Source organism: Rhizobium sp. P2_G2 (genome assembly GCF_056403555.1).
In genome coordinates, this window is sequence record NZ_JBFUFF010000045.1 from 15,418 (window position 1) to 32,429 (window position 17,012).

The 17,012-nt window shown below is 60.1% G+C and carries 15 protein-coding genes and 1 tRNA gene; 6 read left to right on the top strand and 10 right to left on the bottom strand.

Annotated features, from left to right (window positions below):
• Window positions 1–108: 108 nt before the first annotated feature.
• The 10 genes from rplL to AC1D06_RS25505 form a co-directional block, all read right to left on the bottom strand.
• Window positions 109–486, bottom strand: coding sequence for a 50S ribosomal protein L7/L12 (gene rplL / locus AC1D06_RS25460; RefSeq protein WP_477988602.1), 378 nt, complete (start codon window positions 484–486; stop codon window positions 109–111).
• Window positions 487–549: 63 nt separating this feature from the next.
• Window positions 550–1,071, bottom strand: coding sequence for a 50S ribosomal protein L10 (gene rplJ, locus AC1D06_RS25465; protein ID WP_477880886.1), 522 nt, complete (start codon window positions 1,069–1,071; stop codon window positions 550–552).
• A 343-nt stretch (window positions 1,072–1,414) separates the two neighbouring features.
• Window positions 1,415–2,116, bottom strand: coding sequence for a 50S ribosomal protein L1 (rplA, locus tag AC1D06_RS25470; RefSeq protein WP_477988603.1), 702 nt, complete (start codon window positions 2,114–2,116; stop codon window positions 1,415–1,417).
• A gap of 2 nt (window positions 2,117–2,118) precedes the next feature.
• Window positions 2,119–2,550 (bottom strand): 50S ribosomal protein L11, encoded by a 432-nt coding sequence (gene rplK, locus AC1D06_RS25475; RefSeq protein ID WP_477880888.1) that lies wholly within the window; start codon window positions 2,548–2,550, stop codon window positions 2,119–2,121.
• Window positions 2,551–2,742: 192 nt separating this feature from the next.
• The gene (gene nusG / locus AC1D06_RS25480) at window positions 2,743–3,273 is read right to left on the bottom strand and encodes a transcription termination/antitermination protein NusG (protein WP_477880889.1); all 531 of its coding nucleotides are present in this window, start codon (window positions 3,271–3,273) and stop codon (window positions 2,743–2,745) included.
• Window positions 3,274–3,290: 17 nt separating this feature from the next.
• The gene (gene secE / locus AC1D06_RS25485; protein WP_477880891.1) at window positions 3,291–3,494 is read right to left on the bottom strand and encodes a preprotein translocase subunit SecE; all 204 of its coding nucleotides are present in this window, start codon (window positions 3,492–3,494) and stop codon (window positions 3,291–3,293) included.
• Between the two features lie 168 nt (window positions 3,495–3,662).
• Window positions 3,663–3,738 (bottom strand) — tRNA-Trp (locus AC1D06_RS25490).
• Window positions 3,739–3,875: 137 nt separating this feature from the next.
• Window positions 3,876–5,007, bottom strand: a protein-coding gene (gene prfB, locus AC1D06_RS25495) for a peptide chain release factor 2 (RefSeq protein WP_477880893.1) whose coding sequence is annotated in 2 segments (ribosomal slippage) — window positions 3,876–4,937 and window positions 4,939–5,007 — 1,131 coding nt in all. Because the reading frame shifts where the segments join, the coding sequence is not laid out codon by codon here.
• Window positions 5,008–5,187: 180 nt separating this feature from the next.
• Entirely contained in the window at window positions 5,188–7,638 is a 2,451-nt protein-coding gene (locus AC1D06_RS25500) for a penicillin-binding protein 1A (protein ID WP_477988604.1), read from the bottom strand.
• 184 nt (window positions 7,639–7,822) lie between these two features.
• Window positions 7,823–9,073 carry an N-acetylmuramoyl-L-alanine amidase gene (locus AC1D06_RS25505; RefSeq protein WP_477880897.1) on the bottom strand — a complete coding sequence of 417 codons (1,251 nt, stop codon included), beginning with the start codon at window positions 9,071–9,073 and terminating at the stop codon, window positions 7,823–7,825.
• A gap of 665 nt (window positions 9,074–9,738) precedes the next feature.
• Here AC1D06_RS25505 and AC1D06_RS25510 point away from each other — a divergent pair.
• The 6 genes from AC1D06_RS25510 (at window position 9,739) to aat (ending at window position 16,967) form a co-directional block, all read left to right on the top strand.
• Window positions 9,739–12,672, top strand: coding sequence for an Rne/Rng family ribonuclease (locus tag AC1D06_RS25510; RefSeq protein WP_477988605.1), 2,934 nt, complete (start codon window positions 9,739–9,741; stop codon window positions 12,670–12,672).
• A gap of 313 nt (window positions 12,673–12,985) precedes the next feature.
• Window positions 12,986–13,747 (top strand): DsbA family protein, encoded by a 762-nt coding sequence (locus tag AC1D06_RS25515; RefSeq protein WP_477880901.1) that lies wholly within the window; start codon window positions 12,986–12,988, stop codon window positions 13,745–13,747.
• 292 nt (window positions 13,748–14,039) lie between these two features.
• Window positions 14,040–14,477, top strand: a complete 438-nt coding sequence (gene aroQ / locus AC1D06_RS25520; RefSeq protein WP_477988606.1) for a type II 3-dehydroquinate dehydratase — start codon at window positions 14,040–14,042, stop codon at window positions 14,475–14,477.
• A gap of 22 nt (window positions 14,478–14,499) precedes the next feature.
• On the top strand, window positions 14,500–14,985 hold the full coding sequence (gene accB / locus AC1D06_RS25525; RefSeq protein WP_477880905.1) for an acetyl-CoA carboxylase biotin carboxyl carrier protein: 486 nt from the start codon (window positions 14,500–14,502) through the stop codon (window positions 14,983–14,985).
• A gap of 11 nt (window positions 14,986–14,996) precedes the next feature.
• Entirely contained in the window at window positions 14,997–16,343 is a 1,347-nt protein-coding gene (gene accC / locus AC1D06_RS25530) for an acetyl-CoA carboxylase biotin carboxylase subunit (protein WP_477988607.1), read from the top strand.
• A gap of 12 nt (window positions 16,344–16,355) precedes the next feature.
• Window positions 16,356–16,967 (top strand): leucyl/phenylalanyl-tRNA--protein transferase, encoded by a 612-nt coding sequence (gene aat / locus AC1D06_RS25535; RefSeq protein ID WP_477880909.1) that lies wholly within the window; start codon window positions 16,356–16,358, stop codon window positions 16,965–16,967.
• Window positions 16,968–17,012: the final 45 nt, after the last annotated feature.

The following is a 17,012-nucleotide window of genomic DNA, read 5'->3' on the forward strand; positions in this document are numbered from 1 at the left end:
CTCTTGAAGAACCCATTACCCAAAAGCCGATTTACCGGCTTTTGGGTAATCAGTACCACCAGATTATGGATGAGAGTGGGCGGTGCGCCCACTCTCAAACACAGCGAATTACTTGACGTCGACCTTGGCGCCGGCGCCTTCAAGCTTCTTCTTGATGTCTTCGGCTTCAGCCTTGGAGACTGCTTCCTTGACCGGCTTCGGAGCGCCGTCAACCAGGTCCTTGGCTTCCTTGAGGCCGAGGGCCGTGATCGCACGGACTTCTTTGATGACGTTGATCTTGTTGGCACCGGCTTCGACGAGGATAACGTCGAATTCGGTCTTTTCTTCAACGACAGCAGCCGGGGCAGCAGTACCGCCAACAGCAGCAACAGCCACCGGAGCAGCGGCGGAAACGCCCCACTTTTCTTCGAGCAGCTTCGAGAGCTCAGCAGCTTCCAGGACGGTCAGGCTGGAGAGGTCGTCAACGATCTTTGCGAGATCAGCCATTTTCATATTTCCTTACTTTTGGTTCGAACTTGGTTCTAGTTGATGTGACAGCGAAGTACCGCCTCAAGCGGCTTCTTCGTCCTTCTTGGCATATGCCGCGAAAACGCGCGCAAGCTGGGCTGCCGGAGCCTGAACGACAGCAGCGATGCGGGTAGCCGGGGTTTGGATCATACCCAGCAGTCTCGCACGCAGTTCGTCCAGCGACGGCAACGTCGCAAGTGCTTTTACGCCTTCGGCATCGAGAGCCGTCGCGCCCATGGCTCCGCCGATGATGACCAGCTTGTCGTTGGTCTTGGCGAAATCAGAGGCGATCTTGGGAGCCGTAATCGGATCATTCGCATAGCAAATGAGCGTCTGGCCCTTGAAAAGATTGTTGATCTTTTCAGACTCCGTGCCCTGAAGAGCGATCTTGGCCAGGCGGTTCTTCGCGACCTTGACGGTGCCACCCTGTGCGCGCATCTTCGAACGAAGATCGTTCATCTGCGCGACGGTGACGCCGGCATAACTCGCCACGACCACCGAACCGGAAGCCTTGAAGACTTCGTTCAGTTCCGAGACGAATTCGCGTTTTTCCGCTCTTTCCACTGTCTCACTCCAGTTAAGCAGGACCGCTATTGTTATATGTGCGGACCCTGCCGGTTTGCCTTTGCCGCTTGGGATATCGATCCCAAGCAACGCTTGAGGATCCTGTCCCCCCGCGCCTGTCTCCTTCCGGAAACAAGGGCACAAGGCATCCAAGGTTCGAACCGTTCTTTGCGAGCATTCACTCGCGGAAACCGGATCTTACCCGTCTCATGCAGGCGAAGTGATTAAGGATAAACCACCTGCAATCTCGGACAGGAAATACGATGGGGATTAGCCCATCATTCCCGGCCCGAAGGCCGCGAATTCTTGACGGAAGCCTGATGGAAGGCTCCCCGAAACCAAATCAGGCAGACGCCGTCAGCGTTGCCGGATCGACCTTCACGCCCGGACCCTGGGTCGAGGAGATGGCGATCTTCTTCAGATAGTTGCCCTTGGCACCGGTCGGCTTCGCCCGGATCACCGCATCCGCGAAAGCGCGGATGTTCTCGGCGAGCGCCTTGGCGTCGAACGAGGCCTTGCCGACGCCGGCATGGACGATACCAGCCTTCTCGACGCGGAACTCGACAGCGCCGCCCTTGGACGCCTTGACGGCGCCGGCGACGTCGACGGTGACCGTGCCGACCTTCGGGTTCGGCATCATGCCGCGCGGGCCGAGCACCTTACCGAGACGACCGACGAGCGGCATCATGTCCGGGGTGGCAATGCAGCGATCGAAATCGATCTTGCCGCCCATGACGGTTTCGAGCAGGTCTTCTGCACCGACGATATCCGCACCGGCAGCCTTGGCTTCGTCAGCCTTGGCGCCACGGGCGAACACGGCGACGCGGACGTTCTTGCCCGTGCCGTTCGGCAGGTTGACGACGCCGCGGACCATCTGGTCGGCATGGCGCGGATCAACGCCGAGATTCATGGCGATCTCGATCGACTCGTCGAACTTGGCGACCGCACGTTCCTTGACCATGGCGACAGCTGCGTCGAGGCCGTAGGACTTGTTGGGATCCACGCCTTCGCGGATCTTCTGGAGGCGCTTTGCAATCTTCGTCATGATCAACCCTCCACCGTCAGGCCCATGGCGCGGGCGGAACCTTCGATCATGCGCATCGCGCCTTCAACGTCGGCAGCGTTCAGATCCTTCATCTTGGCTTCGGCAATCTTGCGGACCTGGTCGCTGCTGAGCGAACCTGCCTTGGCGCCCTTGCCCGGAGTCTTGGAACCGGAGGTGATCTTGGCTTCCTTCTTGAGGAAATAGGACACCGGCGGCGACTTCATCACATAAGTGAAGGACTTGTCCTGGTAATAGGTGATGACGACCGGAATCGGCATGCCCTTTTCCATTTCCTGCGTCGCTGCGTTGAACGACTTGCAGAATTCCATGATGTTGATACCGCGCTGACCCAGCGCGGGGCCGATCGGCGGGGACGGATTGGCCGACCCGGCCTTGACTTGCAGCTTGAGGCTGCCAGCGACTTTCTTAGCCATTTCTCTGCCTGTTCTCTCTGATTCTTCGCCCCGCAATGCGGAGTCCAGAACCGGTTATAGCCGGATGCCCGGCTCGAATGCCGGCGCATCGCCGGCGGCTGCGGTTGCGTGGTACGGCTTTTGAATGGACCCGGCTAAGGCCCTCGCCTTCCACGCGCAAATAGGCGACGGCTAGCCGTCACCTAAGCTCAATCAGACCTTTTCGACCTGACTATATTCCAGCTCGACCGGGGTCGCGCGGCCGAAGATCGACACTTCGACCTTGAGGCGCGACCGCTCCTCGTCGACATCCTGAACGATGCCGTTGAACGAGGCGAACGGGCCATCGGCGACACGAACCTGCTCGCCGATTTCGAAAGACACGGACGGCTTCGGATGCTCGACACCATCCTGCACCTGGTTGAGGATGCGCTCTGCCTCGGCGTCGGGGATCGGAACCGGCCTGGAGTCGGAGCCGAGGAAACCCGTGACCTTCGGCGTGTTCTTGATCAGATGATAGGCTTCATCCGTCAGGTTGGCGCGCACCATCACATAGCCCGGGAAGAACTTGCGTTCGCTGTCGACCTTGCGGCCACGGCGCACTTCCACGACCTTCTCGGTCGGAACGACGATCTTCTCGAACAGATGACTCAAGCCTTTCTGGCGAGCCTTGTCCTCGATCGACTCCGCAACCTTCTTCTCGAAATTCGAATAAGCGTGGACGATATACCAGCGTGCCGCCATCTTTATCTCCACTCAGCTCAGAACAGATTGACGTTCAACAGCGTGCTGATGACCCAACCCATCAGCCAGTCGGCGGCAAAAAAGAAGACAGCCGCAATCCCGGCCATGATGAACACCATCATGGTGGAAATCGTCGTCTCGCGCCGCGTAGGCCAAGTAACTTTTTGCGTCTCGGAGCGCACTTGCTGCAGAAACGTAAAGGGATTGGTTTTGGATGCCATTGACTGCTCACGCCATAACGGCGCGTAAAGCTGACTGATTCAGCCCCACGCACCGCGTGTCTGTTTGAACCCTACATAAACTCCGATTCCCCTTTGTACAAGGGGTTGACGAAGTTTTTCACATATGCCGTTGCTGCAGCCATGGCCGCGCATTCGCCATCGTCCGATTGGCAGGGGCAGAGGGGCTCGAACCCCCGACCTGCGGTTTTGGAGACCGCCGCTCTACCAACTGAGCTATACCCCTTCACCCTTCCCCGCCGAAAAATCGAACCGGAGACAGGACTGCGGCTTGTTATTCAATTTGAATTCGAATGACAAGCTATTTTTGAGAAGAAAACGTCCGCCGAAGGATTTCCGGCGGACGGAGTTCTGTAAGTAATCTCACGCTAGGTCGTCGACCACGGCATCCGCACCACCGGAGATGCGATGTGCCAGCGCCGCTTCCATGAACGGATTGAGCTCGCCGTCGAGCACATCGCCGGGCGCTGTGCTTTCCACACCGGTCCTCAGGTCCTTGACCAGCTGATAGGGCTGCAGGACGTAGGAGCGAATCTGGTGGCCCCAGCCGATATCGGTCTTCGACGCGGCTTCGGCATTGGCCGCAGCTTCGCGCTTTTCCAGCTCGGCTTCATACATGCGCGAGCGCAGCATTTCCCAGGCCGTGGCACGATTCTTGTGCTGCGAACGTTCCTGCTGGCAGGCAACGACGATGCCGGTCGGGATATGCGTGATACGCACCGCCGAATCGGTGGTGTTGATGTGCTGGCCACCGGCGCCCGAGGCGCGGTAGGTATCGATGCGGCAATCGCTTTCGTTGATGTCGATCGTGATCGAATCGTCGACCACGGGATAGACCCAGATCGAAGAGAACGAAGTGTGCCGACGGGCATTCGAATCATAGGGCGAAATGCGCACAAGCCGGTGAACGCCCGATTCGGTCTTCATCCAGCCATAGGCATTGTGGCCCTTGACCAGGATCGTCGCCGACTTGATGCCGGCTTCTTCGCCGTCATGCATTTCCAGCACCTCGACCTTGAAGCCCTGACGCTCTGCCCAGCGGGTATACATCCGGAGCAGCATGTTGGCCCAATCCTGGCTCTCGGTACCACCGGCGCCCGAATGGACTTCGACATAGGTATCGTTGCCGTCGGCTTCGCCGGAAAGCATCGCCTCGACCTGGCGGCGGTTTGCCTCCGTGAGCATCACTTTCAGCGCGTTCTCGGCGTCGGAAATGACCTCCTGATCATTTTCCATCTCGCCGAGCTCGATGAGCTCGACATTCTCCTGGAGCTGCTTCTCGAAGGAGCGCACGCCCGAAATGTCGTCGTCGAGYTGCTGGCGCTCGCGCATCAGCTTTTGCGCTTCCGACGCGTCGTTCCAGAGATTGGGGTCTTCGGCCTTGTTATTGAGCCAGTCCAGTCGTCTTACCGCCTGGTCCCAGTCAAAGATGCCTCCTCAGCAGGCTTACGGCCTGCTTGATTTCGTCGACCACATTGATGATTTCACTGCGCATTCAAAACCCACCATTCGAACCGTAAAAACGGCCCGTCCTTTAGGGAAACATGTCTCTGATGTAAAGGCTGCGACCGATAAAACCGGTGGGCGGCTCATGGCGTGTCTCGCGAAACTGTGCAGCGGTTTCGCGAAAAAGACCTGCGCAAACAAATACCTGAAGCGTGTCTCGCGACATGCTTCAGAAGAGCCCGCCCTTCTGGCTTTGAACGGCGTCCTTCGCCTGCTGCGACTTGTTGAGGATTTCCTCAGGCGTTTCGTTCGCGTCGGCGCCGATCACCGACAGCACGTCGGCGGGGCCGGTGCCGGGCTTGAAGGCTTCCATGATCGTGTTCGGGTCGCCCGCCGTCGCGGCCATGCCGGTCTTGCGGTTGACGGCGATCAGCTTCATGCCATCGGGCATGATGAATTTTTCCGGCTTCTGGTTCTTGGTCACGGCCTGCATGAATTCGTTGAAGATCGGTGCCGCGAGCGCACCACCGGTCATGCCGCGGCCGAGCGGCGCGGGATCGTCAAAGCCGATATAGAGACCGGCGACGAGGCTGGGCGTGAAACCGACGAACCAGCAGTCCTTCTCGTCATTGGTCGTGCCGGTCTTGCCGGCGACGTCGGTGTCGAGCTTGATCCTGCCATAGGCCGTACCGTGCTTGATCACGCCTTCCATCATCGTCGTGATCTGGTAGGCGGTCATCGGGTCGAGCACCTGCTCGCGATTGTCGACGACCTCAGGCTCATCCTGGCTCGTCCAGTCATTAGCATTGCAAAGCTGGCAGATACGCTCCTCATGCTTGAAGATCGTCTTGCCGTAGCGGTCCTGGACACGGTCGATCAGCGTCGGCTTGATCTGCTTGCCGCCATTGGCGATCACCGAATAGGCCGAGACCATGCGCAGCACCGTCGTCTCGCCGGAGCCGAGCGCCATGGCCAGCACCGGCTGCATATGGTCATAAATGCCGAAGCGCTCGGCATATTCGGCAACGACGTTCATGCCCATGTCGTTGGCAAGCCGGACGGTCATCAGGTTGCGCGACTGCTCGATGCCGAAGCGCAGTGTCGCCGGGCCGGCCGGCGCCTCGCCGTCATAGTTGGACGGCTTCCATACCTGGCCGCCAGTGACGATCTCGATCGGCGCGTCGAGCACCACGGAGGCCGGTGTGTAGCCGTTGTCCAGCGCCGCCGAATAGACGAACGGCTTGAAGGACGAACCCGGCTGCCGCATCGCCTGCGTCGCCCGGTTGAACTCAGATTGTGAATAGGAGAAGCCGCCGACCATGGCCAAGACACGACCTGTCTGCGGGTCCATGGCGACAAGACCACCCTGCACTTTCGGCGGCTGGCGCAACTGGTAGCCGCCGTCGTCCAGCGCCTGGACATAGATGACATCACCCGTGTCGACCACGCCGGTCGGATCCTTGGCGGCCTTGCGATCACTCGCCGACGGGCGGTAAGCCCATTTCATGTCCTTGGCATCGATGCGGCCGGTCTTCCGGTCCGCGGCGATCTTGCCGCCGCCGTCTACATCCGGCCGTATGCCAATATCCACACCGGCATTGTCCGCGGCAAGCACCACGGCGAGCTTCCATTCCGGCACGTCACGGAGCGGCGGCAGCTTGGCGAGCGGCACGCCCCAATCCGCGCCGGCGTCGATATGTGAAATCGGACCATGGAAGCCATGGCGCTCGTCATATTCCACGAGGCCGTCCTGCAGCGCTTTGCGGGCGAAGAGCTGCAGCTGCGGATCAAGCGACGTGCGCACCGAAAGCCCGCCTTCGTAAAGCGCCTTCTCTCCATATTTGTCCAACAACTGCCGGCGGACCTCGCTGGCGAAATAGTCGGACGCGGGCAGATAGGCATTGCTCTTGCTGGAGACGACGCCAAGCGGCTCCTTCTTGGCTGTCTCGCCGTCGTCCTTGGTGACATAGCCGTTCTCGACCATGCGGTCGATCACCCAGTTGCGGCGCTCGAGCGCGGCATCCGCATGCTTGAACGGATTATAGCCCCTTGGCCCCTTGGGCAGCGAAGCGAGATAGGCGGATTCGGCGATCGAAAGATCCGTCACCGGCTTATTGAAATAGGTCAGCGCGGCACTGGCGAGCCCATAGGAATTCAGCCCGAAGAAGATCTCGTTGAGATAGAGTTCGAGAATACGGTCCTTCGAATAGGCCTGCTCGATGCGAAAGGCGAGGATCGCTTCCTTGACCTTGCGGCCAATCGTCTGGTCCCGAGTCAGGAAAAAGTTCTTCGCCACCTGCTGCGTGATCGTCGAAGCGCCCATCGGCCGCTTGCCGGAACCCATATTCTGCAAGTTGAGCAACACGGCACGGGCCATGCCCTGGAAGTCGACGCCGTTATGGGTGTAGAAATTCTTGTCTTCGGCCGACAGGAACGCCGCCTTGACGCGGTCGGGAACGGCCTGGATCGGGATGAACAGCCGCCGCTCATGCGCGAATTCGCCGATCAGGGAGCCGTCATCGGCATGCACACGCGTCGTCACCGGCGGCGAATAGCTGGCCAGCACTTCGTAATCCGGCAGATCGCGCGTCACTTCGCCCAGATAAAGCGCGAGCACTGTCGCGGCGGCCAGAAACAGCACGCATCCGATACCGAAGAAATAGCCGATCAGTCTAATCATTGAACTCTTTCCGCGGCTGACCCGGATGCCGGCCTGCATGGCCTGACTCGGCGCCTTGTACTCCATCCGCCATCACGACACCAGCATCGAGGCATAGCGTCGTGAATGTGAGAAAAATAGGGCTGACAGTGCCTTTTCCGGAATGATACACCTCGCAGGCTGCAATTTCCGCGACAAGCGTAGCCTATCCGCCACGCCCGGTGCCGGATGCATCCAGATAGGTCTTGATTGCGTTGGTCAGCCGTTCCGCCATCGTCTTCTGCCAGTCCGGATCGACAAGCAGTTTTTCATCATCGGCATTCGACAGAAAGCCGAGCTCCACCAGGATCGACGGCACGTCCGGCGCCTGCAGGACGCGGAAGCCGGCATGCCGGAGCGGATTGTTGATCACGTCGATCTGACCCTCGAAGGATTTCAACACGTTTTCCGCCAGCTGAATCGAAAAAGCCTGCGTCTCCCGCCGCGTCAGGTCGACCAATATGTCGGTGACTTCAGCCGGTTCGTCCTTGATCTCGACGCCGGCAATACCATCCGACTTGTTTTCGCGTTGCGCCAGGTTGGCAGCCAGCGCATCCGACGCCTTGTCGGAGATCGTGTAGACGGTGGCGCCGCGGATATCCTTCTGGCGCAGCGTGTCGGCATGCAGCGAGATGAACAGTTTTGCGCCGCGCTGACGGGCGATGACGACACGCTCGGAGAGCGAAATGAATGTGTCGTCGTCGCGCGTCAGAAAGGCATGAATGCCCTTTTCCTGGTTGATACGGTCGGCGAGCGCCTTGGCGAAGGCCAGCGTCACATCCTTTTCGACGACATTACCGCTCGCGCCGAGCGCACCGGTGTCGATGCCGCCATGGCCAGCATCGATGGCAATCAGGAAATCCTCGGATTTTGGCGGCGCATCCTTGTCGCCAATGCGATCCATCTTGCCGCCGGCCACCTTTTCGGTGCCGTTCCACGTCTGCATCTTGATGAGATCGGCAAAGACATGTTGCGGCACCACCTCGCAGTCGAGCACCAGCCGGTAGCCCTTGCCCGGCTCATTCGGCTGCACGGCAGCGAGCATGGCTTTTACCGGCCGGCGGGCGCTCAGCACGATTCGCGACTGCTGCTCGCCCATCCGGCCGTAACGGATATCCTGAAACAGCCCCTTCGCCTCGAGATCGGCCGGCGCGAAGCCGAATGCCGTCTCGTTGAGATCGACGATCAGGCGGTTGGGCTTGGCGGTGTAATGCAGCGAGAATTCAGGCTTGCGATCGAAATCGATGACGATACGGGTGCGCGCATCGTCGCCGGCGATACGGGCGGCATAGGCGATCAGCGGTTCGGTCGGCTTGGCATTGTTCGACAGCGGCTCGTCTGCGGCCCGGCCCGGGAATGCCAGCGCGATAGTGGCAACGAGTGCCAGGAGGATCGTCTGCGCAGTCTTCCACATCATAGTACCGGCAAGCCGTTTTCTCGTTTGCGATCCCACGGACAGGGCTCGAACGTCCGCCGCGCGCCCCTCGATTCGATCAGGGCATAGCCTTCCATCGCAGGTGAGACAAGTGTGAAGCTGGTCGCAGCCTGTTGAGCCAATTCAAGGATTTCCAAGAAACAGTGCATTCAATTCATCAATATTGTGACGGATTTGCGTCACCTCTTGATATTCGACGGGATAAAACATAGAAGGATATGCAAGGTGAAAGGCGAAGACGGGATACGTCTCTCGCAAGGCTGCCAGGACGTTTGGCGCCGGTTATGCGAGATCATCTGCCGTCGACACGTGCTCACCCCAGGCTCAATCCGATCATGCGGGCAATCCGCATGTTGTTTCCGGCGCTACGCCGCTTCACGCCCGTGTGTTCGGGCATTTCATTGGACCGTAAGGTCTTGGGTATTGGCATTCTCGCTTGGTATTTCGACGTTGGCGCAAGGGACAGAGTTAGTAGCGGCATACAGAGTAGGATCGGCTCGTCCGATTCTCCGCCGCCCCTTGGCGATTACGCCTTCCGATGCCAGGAGAGGCAGAAAATTCGGCAATCGTCATTCGGCACGTTCCTTGGCTCCCCCGGGCGCCAGCGAGCCACCGCCAGACCTCGCTTGCCGAGGAGTTTTACTTACATGGCAGACAAGATGCTCATTGACGCGTCTCACGCTGAGGAGACGCGCGTCGTTGTCGTACGCGGCAACCGCATAGAAGAATTCGACTTCGAATCGCAGCACAAGAAACAATTGCGGGGTAACATCTACCTCGCAAAGGTAACCCGGGTCGAACCCTCCCTCCAGGCCGCCTTCGTCGATTATGGCGGCAATCGCCACGGCTTCCTGGCCTTCGCGGAAATCCACCCCGATTATTACCAGATCCCCCTCGCCGACCGTCAGGCGCTGTTGCGCGCCGAGGCCGAGGAGCATCGTCGGGACGAGGAGTTCGAATCGGTTCCCACTGCATCGAACAGAGGCAGAGGCGGTCGTCCGTCAGACGAAGACAGGCATCCGGCTGCGGTTCTGGCGTCGGACGATGCACCGCAGCCGATCATTGAATCCTGGCAGGGCGAAATAACCGGTGTCGCCACCGAGGGCCTCGGCGACGATGCTGCCGAAACGCCGGAAACAACGGAACCGGAGGCCGTAACCGAAGCTGTGGCTCGGGACGTTGTTCCGGCAGAAGAGGCCGCGCCCGCAGAACCGGCCGAAGAAAAAAAGCCGGTGGAGAAGGCCAAGCGAGTCCGTAAGCCTCGCGCCCGAAAGCCGAAGGCCGAAGCATCCACAGAGGCCGAACCGGCTGCGGAAAGCGCCGAGCCCGAGGCTCCTGCGTCCGACGGCGGCAATGACGACAATGGCTCGACGCCGCCGGCTATGGCCATGGTCGCTGATATCGACACGATCTCGGAAGACGCGCCACGTCGCGGCAATGACGACGACGATGATGACGATGAGGATGACGGCGAAAAGGAAGTCATCGAATCGGTCGGCGCCGAGGACGCGATGGAAGAGGTTCCGGATCGCATTCAGCGCAAGCCGCGCAAGCAGTACCGCATCCAGGAAGTCATCAAGCGCCGCCAGATCCTGCTGGTCCAGGTCGCCAAGGAAGAGCGCGGCAACAAGGGCGCCGCTCTGACCACCTATCTGTCGCTCGCCGGCCGCTATTCGGTGTTGATGCCGAACACGGCGCGCGGCGGCGGCATTTCCCGCAAGATCACCAGCCCGCAGGACCGCAAGCGTCTCAAGGAAATCGCCAAGGACCTGGAAGTGCCGAACGGCATGGGGGTGATCCTGCGCACGGCCGGCGCCAACCGCACCAAGGCCGAGGTCAAGCGCGACTTCGAATATCTGATGCGCCTCTGGGAGAATGTCCGCACCAAGACGCTGCAGTCGACGGCACCTTGCCTCGTTTATGAGGAAGGCAGCCTGATCAAGCGCTCGATCCGCGACCTCTACAACAAGGACATCAGTGAAATCATCGTTTCCGGCGAGGAAGGCTACCGTGAAGCGAAGGATTTCATGAAGATGCTGATGCCGAGCCACGCCAAGGTGGTTCAGCCGTATCGCGACATCCATCCGATCTTCTCGCGCGCCGGCATCGAGGCACAGCTCGACCGCATGCTGCAGCCGCAGGTGACGCTGCGGTCCGGCGGCTATATCATCATCAACCAGACCGAAGCGTTGGTCTCCATCGACGTCAACTCCGGTCGTTCGACCCGCGAGCACTCGATCGAGGACACGGCGCTGCAGACCAATCTGGAAGCGGCCGAGGAAGTCGCTCGCCAGCTCCGTCTGCGTGACCTTGCCGGCCTCGTCGTCATCGACTTCATCGACATGGAGGAGAAGCGCAACAACCGCCACGTCGAAAAGCGCCTCAAGGATCACCTCAAGAACGATCGCGCCCGCATCCAGGTCGGCCGCATCTCGCATTTCGGCCTGCTCGAAATGTCGCGCCAGCGCATTCGCGCCTCTGTGCTCGAGTCGACGATGCAGACCTGCCCGCATTGCGGCGGCACCGGCCATATCCGTTCGCAGTCGTCGGTGGCGCTGCACGTGCTGCGCGGCATCGAGGAATTCTTGCTCAAGAGCACGACCCACGATATCGTCGTCCATACGCAGGCCGATACGGCGCTCTACTTGCTCAATCACAAGCGCGTTACGATCGTCGATTATGAGAACCGTTTCGGTGTCTCGATCATCATCGAGGCGGATGGCGCGCCTGGCGGCCCGCACTTCACCATCGAGCGTGGCGAAGCGGTCGAAAACCCGGTGAAGATCGACCAGCTCATCCACTTCCCCGTCGAGGAGGAAGAGGAGGACGATATTCCGGTCGAGGAAGAGGAAGTCGACGAGGCCGAGGAGAAGCCCGTCGCTGCTCAGGCCGCACCGGCGCAGCAGTCCAGCCAGCCGCAAAGTGGTGAAGGCGCCTCGAAGAAGAAGCGCCGCCGCCGCCGCCGCAGTTCCGGCAGCAAGCCCACCACGACATCCGAGGCGACATCCACTCCGACAGATGGAACTCCGTCGTCGGTGACGCCGGAACAGGCGGCTGCGGACGAGGAAAATGACGCCGACGAGGATGAGGACGGCGACGAGGACGAAGACGACACCGAGGGTGAAGAAACCTCGGTAGAGACCGATTCCTCTGCCGCCGAAGCAGCGGAAAACGAAACCGCTGCCGCGACCTCCAGCCAATCGAAGAAGCGCAGGCGTGGCAAGCGCGGCGGACGTCGTGGCCGCGAGGGCACCCCGGGCGAAGGCGCACATGGCGACGAGGCTGCCGAAGCGATCGAAGCGGATTCTTCCGACGATGACGACGACGCGGCGGATGCTGAGCCCGAGGCCGCGGCCGAGACTCCGATCGCTGCCGCGCAGCCCGCTGCCGCCGAGCCGGTCGCACCAGTCGCCGAGACCGAGGATGCCACGGCCGAAGAGAAGCCCCGCCGCAGCAATCGCGGTGAAGCTGCGCTGAGTTCTTCGACCAGGGCGGTCGTCACGTCGTCGAATACCGAGCGTAGCGAGGAAGAAAACAAGCCGAAGAAGGCAGGCTGGTGGCAGAAAAGGGGGTTTCTTTGATGCCGTCTGGCGCTTGATCACTGGCAAGCAATGATCCGGAAAACCCGCCGCAAGGCGGGTTTTTTGCTGTCATGCAGCATGCACGTCCTTACATCCTTCGCATTTACCGTCTGGCCGCAAGATGCTGAAACGGCAGAACCGCCAAACGAATTTCAGAAAACTGGCGATTGACTGCCCAGCACAGCATGAAAACGCTGATCACAATCCCGCGAGAATTCGCCGGCTCCGGAAAATTATGTTTCGTGCAACCGTTTATACGTTATAGACTTTCCGCAAATCGGACTATTTCGGCAGCCTGCCAGAGGACAATTGCATGACATTCAAGACCCTGCTTTCGGCCACGGCCATGTCTCTGGTCGTTGCGTTTGCGGCTTTTTCGCCCGCCAACGCCTTCGACGACGGACAGAAGAAAGAGATCGAGACGATCGTCAAGAATTACCTGCTCGAGCATCCGGAAGTGCTCGTTGAAGTGCAGCAGGCGCTTGAAAAGAAGCAGGACGCAGCCCGCATGGCGCAGGCCAAGGATGCTGTCGAGCAGAACAGGAAGCTGATCTTTGACGACGGCTATGACATCTCGCTCGGCAATCCCAAGGGCAAAGTCACCGTCGTCGAGTTCTTCGACTACAATTGCGGCTACTGCAAGCACGCCATTTCCGACATGGATGCGGTGATCAAGAAGAACCCCGATGTTCGCTTCGTCCTCAAGGAATTCCCGATCCTCGGGCCGGATTCGGTCGCTGCCCATCAGGTGTCCGACGCCTTCCGCCGTATCGCGCCGCAGAAATACGTTCAGTTCCATCGCGAACTCCTGGGCGGCGAGGAGCATGCAAGCGAGGCGCGCGCACTCGAAGTGGCGCAATCGCTCGGCGTCAGCGAGGATCAGATCCGCGCGCAGATGAAGAAGACCAACAATGAGAAGAGCGTCGGCGAGACCTATGCGCTGGCCCGCAAGATCGGTATCACCGGTACGCCCACCTATGTGATCGGCGACGAGGCGATCTTCGGCGCGGTCGGTGCCGAAACCCTGGATACAAAGATCACCAATGTCCAGCAGTGCGGCAAGACGACCTGCTGAGTAGGTGGAAACTCCTGTCATGAAATCCGGGCGTCGCTGGTCTATCGCGACGCCTTTCGTGTCGCTGCATTAGGGTGCGTTACCCCTCCCGGGTTTCGGTGATGTGATTCCTGAAGCAGTGGATTTTTTTGTAGATTTGACGACAATATGCTGTAAAGCTAAAGCTTTAGAACCAAATCCTGTGATTATCTATCGCCGCGCGCCCTGAAACGGCGATGCTGCGCGCATATCCTCTTTTCCTCCTGCAGCGCACAGTCTATAGGAGGGCATCGCGTGAATTCGGAAAGCGTGGATGGCCCACCTCATATTCGTCCTGAACGGCCCCAATCTGAACATGCTGGGAAAGCGGGAACCGGGTATCTATGGGGGCAAGACCCTCGATATGATTGCCGACGAGTGCCGTGAGACCGGTAAGACACTGGGCTTCGATGTCGACTTCCGGCAGACGAACCATGAGGGCGTATTGGTCGACTGGCTGCATGAGGCCAATGACAAGGCCGCTGCCGTGCTCCTCAATCCCGGCGCCTATGGCCACACGTCGATCGCGCTCCACGACGCGATCCGGGCCATCGCCACACCGGTAATCGAGCTGCACCTTTCCAACATTCACGCGCGCGAGGAATTCCGCCACAAGACATGGACTGCGCCTGCCGTCAAAGGCGTGATCTGCGGCTTTGGCGCCGATTCCTATCTGCTGGCGCTTCAGGCAGCCAGAACTCTGGTGAAATAACCATAATTGGGAAAATCGAAAAATGGTTGAAAAGAAGACGGGCATTGATCAGGCGCTGATCCGCGATCTCGCCAATATCCTCAAGGATACCGATCTGACCGAAATCGAAGTCGAACAGGACGACCTGCGCATTCGCGTCTCGCGCACCCGCGAGAACACTTATGTCGCGGCACCCCAGTTCGCAGCCTATGCGCCGCCGATGATGGCCGCACCCCAGATGGCCGCCGCACCGGCAGCAGCCGCAGCCCCGGCGGCAGTGCCCGCGCCGGCCGCCGGCTTTACGCTCACGTCCCCCATGGTTGGCACCTGCTATTATGCCCCGGCTCCGGGTAGCCCGCCCTTTGTTGAAATCGGCGCCACCGTCAAGGAAGGCCAGACGGTGCTGATCATCGAGGCGATGAAGACGATGAACCAGATTCCGGCACCGCGCTCCGGCAAGGTGACACAGATCCTGGTCGGCGACGCGTCGCCGGTGGAATATGGCGAACCCCTCCTCGTGATCGAATAGGGGACGCGCGCATGATCTCCAAAATCCTGATAGCCAACCGCGGCGAGATTGCGCTGCGCGTGCTGCGCGCCTGCAAGGAGCTCGGCATCGCCACCGTCGCCGTACATTCGACGGCGGATTCGGATGCCATGCATGTCCGGTTGGCCGACGAGAGCGTCTGCATCGGCCCACCGCCCTCGCGTGACAGCTATCTCAACATCCACCAGATCGTCGCCGCCTGCGAAATCACTGGCGCCGATGCCGTTCATCCCGGCTACGGCTTCCTGTCGGAGAACGCCAAATTCGCCGACATCCTCGATGCCCATGGCGTCACTTTCATCGGCCCGACGGCCGATCATATCCGCATCATGGGCGACAAGATCACCGCCAAGCAGACGGCACAGGATCTCGGCATTCCCGTCGTGCCCGGTTCGGACGGCGAGGTTGCCACGGAGGCGGATGCCATCCGCACAGCCAGGGAAATCGGCTATCCGGTGCTGATCAAGGCAACGGCGGGTGGCGGCGGACGCGGCATGAAGGTCGCCAAGACCGAGGCCGACGTGCTCGAAGCCTTCAACACCGCCCGTTCGGAAGCGGCCAATGCCTTCGGCAACGACTCCGTGTACATGGAGAAATATCTCGGAAAGCCGCGCCACATCGAAATCCAGGTGTTCGGCGACGGCGAAGGCAATGCCGTGCATTTGGGCGAGCGCGACTGCTCGCTACAGCGCCGTCATCAGAAGGTCTGGGAAGAGGCGAATTCGCCGGCGCTCAACCTTGAACAGCGGATGAAGATCGGACAGGTCTGCGCCGACGCGATGAAGAAGCTGAAATATCGCGGCGCTGGCACGATCGAGTTCCTCTATGAGAATGGCGAATTCTATTTCATCGAAATGAACACCCGCCTACAGGTCGAGCACCCGGTCACGGAAGCGATCACGGGCATCGACCTGGTGCACGAACAGATCCGCGTCGCCTCCGGCGCAGGCCTTTCGGTTACCCAGGCCGACATCGAGTTCCAGGGCCACGCCATCGAATGCCGCATCAATGCCGAGGACCCGCGCACCTTCGTGCCCTCGCCCGGTACGATCACGCATTTCCATGCCCCCGGCGGCCTGGGCGTCCGCGTCGATTCCGGCGCCTATGCCGGTTACAAGATCCCACCCTACTATGACAGCCTGATCGGCAAGTTGATCGTGCATGGCCGCACGCGCGTCGAATGCATGATGCGGTTGCGCCGGGTGCTCGACGAATTCGTCATCGACGGCATCAAAACCACCCTGCCCTTGTTCCAGGATCTCGTGTCCAATCAGGACATCGCCAATGGCGACTACGACATCCATTGGCTCGAAAGCTACCTTGCGCAGGATGCGCATTAACGGACGACCGTGATGGCGCGGTATCTCAATCCCCCCGCCGTCACGCCCGAAATCCTGCTCCGCGCCTATTCCGCGGGGCTCTTTCCCATGGCGGAATCAGCCGACGACCCGGAAATCTACTGGGTCCAGCCGGAAGTGCGCGGTATCATCCCGTTCGCTGACTTCCACGTGTCGAAAAGCCTCGCCAAAGCGATCCGCCAAAAACCCTTCGACATCCGCTTCGATACTGCCTTCGAGGCCGTCATGGCGGGTTGCGCCCAAGCGACCGAAGATCGCCCGACGACCTGGATCAATCCGCTGATCCGCAGGCTCTATACCGAGCTCCATCGCCTCGGTTACGCCCATTCCGTCGAAGCCTGGGAGAATGACCAACTGGTCGGCGGGCTCTATGGCGTTTCACTCGGCTCGGCTTTCTTTGGCGAAAGCATGTTCTCGCGCCGCACCAATGCCTCGAAAATCTGTCTCGTCCATTTGGTGGAGCGGCTGAAGCAAAAAGGTTTCACTCTGCTCGACACCCAGTTCACCACCGAGCATTTGAAAACCTTCGGCGCCATCGACATGCCGCGCAAGGCTTATGAGCGGCTGCTCGAACAGGCGATGCATTCGGGGGATGTRCCTTTCTGAGTCAGATTCAGGTTGATCCGCACGCCACGATTGCTACAGTCATGA